3 protein-coding genes are annotated in these 3,328 nt (G+C 70.5%); 1 reads left to right on the top strand and 2 read right to left on the bottom strand.

Translation table 11 applies throughout. The annotated features are described in order from the left end of the window. Nucleotides 1–307: 307 nt before the first annotated feature. Together ACWF94_RS36975 and ACWF94_RS36970 are read right to left on the bottom strand one after the other, a co-directional pair. Nucleotides 308–946 carry a DUF6758 family protein gene (locus ACWF94_RS36975; protein ID WP_453499054.1) on the bottom strand — a complete coding sequence of 213 codons (639 nt, stop codon included), beginning with the start codon at nt 944–946 and terminating at the stop codon, nt 308–310. Between the two features lie 122 nt (nt 947–1,068). Then, nucleotides 1,069–1,680, bottom strand: coding sequence for a suppressor of fused domain protein (locus ACWF94_RS36970; protein WP_453499052.1), 612 nt, complete (start codon nt 1,678–1,680; stop codon nt 1,069–1,071). A gap of 471 nt (nt 1,681–2,151) precedes the next feature. Between ACWF94_RS36970 and ACWF94_RS36965 the strand changes: the two genes are divergently transcribed. Beyond that, nucleotides 2,152–3,267, top strand: coding sequence for a magnesium and cobalt transport protein CorA (locus ACWF94_RS36965; protein ID WP_453499050.1), 1,116 nt, complete (start codon nt 2,152–2,154; stop codon nt 3,265–3,267). Nucleotides 3,268–3,328 lie beyond the last annotated feature (61 nt).

Here is a 3,328-nt window from a genome sequence, read left to right as displayed (position 1 = left end):
CCAGTGTATCGGGCGCCCGACGCCCTCTCGGCCCGCGCGGAGCGGCCCCGGGCACGGCGGCCTCGGGCACGGCGGCAGCGGGAGCGGCGGCAGCGGGAGCGGCTCCGGCGCGGTGAAGGCGCGCGCCCGCCGGGAGCGGCGCCGGCACTCCGGCAGCAGGCACCGGTCAGCAGGCACCCCCACCCGCACCCGCCACACGAGTGCCACACGGTGGCCCCACGAGTGCCCACGATTGCCACGAGTGCGCACGACTGTCACGACGCCAGGCGATACGCCGTCGGCCGCCGCCAGTACCCCGTCAGGCGGCCTACGACAGCAGACGCGGCGACAGCGCCCCGCACGGCACCAGCTCCACCTCCGCGCCCGCGTCCCGCAGATCGGTCAGCACGAGTTCGTCGTACATCAGCAGTCCGGACTGCTCCGGCCAGACGATCGCCCACAGCCACAGTCCACGCGCCTCGCCCGCGAAGACGGCGCGGTCGCCCGGTCCGGCGTTCACATGCCAGAGCGGGGTGGGGCGGCCGGCGGCGAGCAGTTTGACCTGGGGCGGCTGGTCAACCCTGATGTGCGGCCCGGGGTCGGGCCCGTCGATTCCGGCATAGCGCGCCCCGAGGCCGACGCCCAACTCCTCGGCGACCAGGAGCAGTTCACCGAGCCCGCCGAGCGGCCCCGGGCCCGAGCAGGCGACGGCGGTGGCCCGGCCGCCGCTGCGGTCGTCCCCGGCGTACGCGACACCGGTGAACAGCCAGCCGACCGGTAACGGCCAGGGCATCCACACGGGAACCCTGGCGCGGTGCACAACGACATCGAGGGCCTCGACACTGGGCGGTATCACCGGCTGGAGCGGGTGCACCGTGCCGTGCACATCACACTGCCAGGAGTCGGCGAAGAGACCGGGCGCCCTGACCCGGCCACCGCACTTCGGGCAACTGGGTTCGCCCCTCATAGCGCCCCACGGTCCTACCCGACCGTCGTCGCGTCAAGGACGATCACCCGTCCGGCGTGTGCTTCTCCGGCCAAATTACGGATGCGACTTACAGCCATCCGGGGCCGTCGGGCCCTCAGGGCTCAGCCAGGACCGGCGCCGAGATCGACGGACCCGCGCAGTGGATCACGCAGATCGGCCCCCTGCGACAGCCACCGCTCCTGAAGCGCCTGCGCGCCGTGCACCCGCTTCCAGGCGGCCTCGTTCGGGGTCATCGGGAGCAGTGGCAGAAAGCGCACCGGGTCCATCGGGGGGTCCAGTTCCAGATCCTCGACCAGACCGCCGGACTCCGCGACGAGCACGGAGGTGAACGGTGCCGCGGGCCAGAGCGGATCACCGACGTCCAGCGAGGCGCCGGGTGCCACGACGACCCCTTCCACCTGGGGAGAGGCGGCGAGTACGGCGAGGGGGCGCAGCACCTGGTCGGTGTCGGCGAGCCCGGCCCGTACCGACAGGATCAGCTCGGCGCGGGGGCCCTTGACCGGGTCGGTGAGCGTGCCGGTCGGGTCCGTCATGGGCCGGTCCGACATGCCCAGCGTGGCGTAGCGCACGACGCCCGCGCCGGCCGGCTCGGCGGCGGGGAACCTCAACACCTCGATACGGTCCGTGCCGAGGAAGGTCACGGCCGCACGGGCGTCCGGCTCGCCGAACGCCGTACGCAGCCTTGCCTCGACCAGAGCGAGAACTTCTCCCATCCCGCGAGCATAGAACGCGTATGGAATGGGCAAACACCGGGATTGGCCCTCTGTCGGCTGCTAGTCTTGGCCGCTGGTCGGGATGGTGTGCAGCAAGCACACGGAGACGGCACGCGGAAGCGGTGCCTCGGGTCCCGGTGTCATGACCGTCCCCTACGGGGGACCGGCCGGAGGAGGTGGGGTCCACGGTGGATCGAAGTCGACCGTGCAGTACCAACCGCTCTTCCGCAGGGCATCACCCTCCGGTGATCTGAGGCCCTTTCACGCAGGGCCCATGGCGTTCCGTGCCGCGGAATTTCGCACGACGGAAGAGCACTTCGTTTTTGCTGTCCTCAGCGAATTTGCCTGTCTGTAGCGAACGCCGTCACCGCCATCCCGCGGTGCCGCCCGCTTTGCGGACGTACACCTCACGTCCCCATTCCGGGCTGTGCCACGCCACGCGCCGACGGCCTCTCCGTGAAGGAGCCAGCCATGTCGATGATCCGTGACCTGCGTGCCGCGGTCCGCCCGTCCCTGCGCAAGAGCAGCGCCGCCTACAGCTCGTACGACACCACCCGCGACCCCTCCGCCTCCAGCGCCGTCGTCGACTGCGCGGTCTACCGCGACGGGCGCAGGCTCGACAGCGCGGGCTGCCAGACGCCGCGTGAGGCGATGCTGCGGGTGCGCGAGGGCGGTGGCTTCGCCTGGATCGGGCTGCACGAGCCGACCGAAGAGGAATTCGCGGGTATCGCGGCCGAGTTCGGGCTGCACCCGCTCGCCGTCGAGGACGCGGTCCACGCCCACCAGCGGCCCAAGCTGGAGCGGTACGACGACACCCTCTTCACCGTCTTCAAGACGATCCACTACGTCGAGCACGCCGAACTCACCGCGACCAGCGAGGTCGTGGAGACCGGCGAGGTCATGTGCTTCACCGGCCGGGACTTCGTCATCACGGTCCGGCACGGCGGCAAGGGCTCCCTGCGCGCCCTGCGGCACGGGCTCCAGAAGGACACCGAACTGCTGTCCAAAGGGCCGTCCACGGTGCTGCACGCCATCGCCGACCATGTCGTCGACGGATACATCGCGGTCGCCGCCGCCGTGCAGGACGACATCGACGAGGTCGAGATCGATGTCTTCTCCGCCCCCTCCAAGGGCAGGCAGCGCGGCAGTGACGCCGGGCGGATCTACCAGCTCAAGCGGGAGGTGCTGGAGTTCAAGCGGGCCGTTTCTCCGCTGCTGCGGCCCATGCAGCTGCTGAGCGAGCGGCCGATGCGGCTGGTCGACCCGGACATCCAGAAGTACTTCCGCGATGTCGCCGACCACCTCGCCCGCGTACAGGAGGAGGTCATCGGATTCGACGAGCTGCTGAACTCCATCCTGCAGGCCAATCTCGCGCAGGCGACGGTCGCGCAGAACGAGGACATGCGCAAGATCACCTCCTGGGCGGCGATCATCGCGGTGCCGACGGCGGTGTGCGGGGTGTACGGCATGAACTTCGACCATATGCCGGAGCTGGAGTGGAAGTACGGCTACCCGATGGTGCTCACCGCGATCGCCGGGATCTGCTTCGCGATTCACCGCACGCTCAAGCGCAATGGCTGGCTGTAGCCGACCGTACGTACGGGGCCGGACGTGACCGGGCCGGTGCCGGACCGGACCAGTACCGGAC

The organism is Streptomyces sp. NPDC055078 (assembly GCF_053607985.1).
The sequence above is the reverse complement of the archived record's forward strand: the minus strand, read 5'-3'. Positions and strand labels throughout refer to the sequence as shown.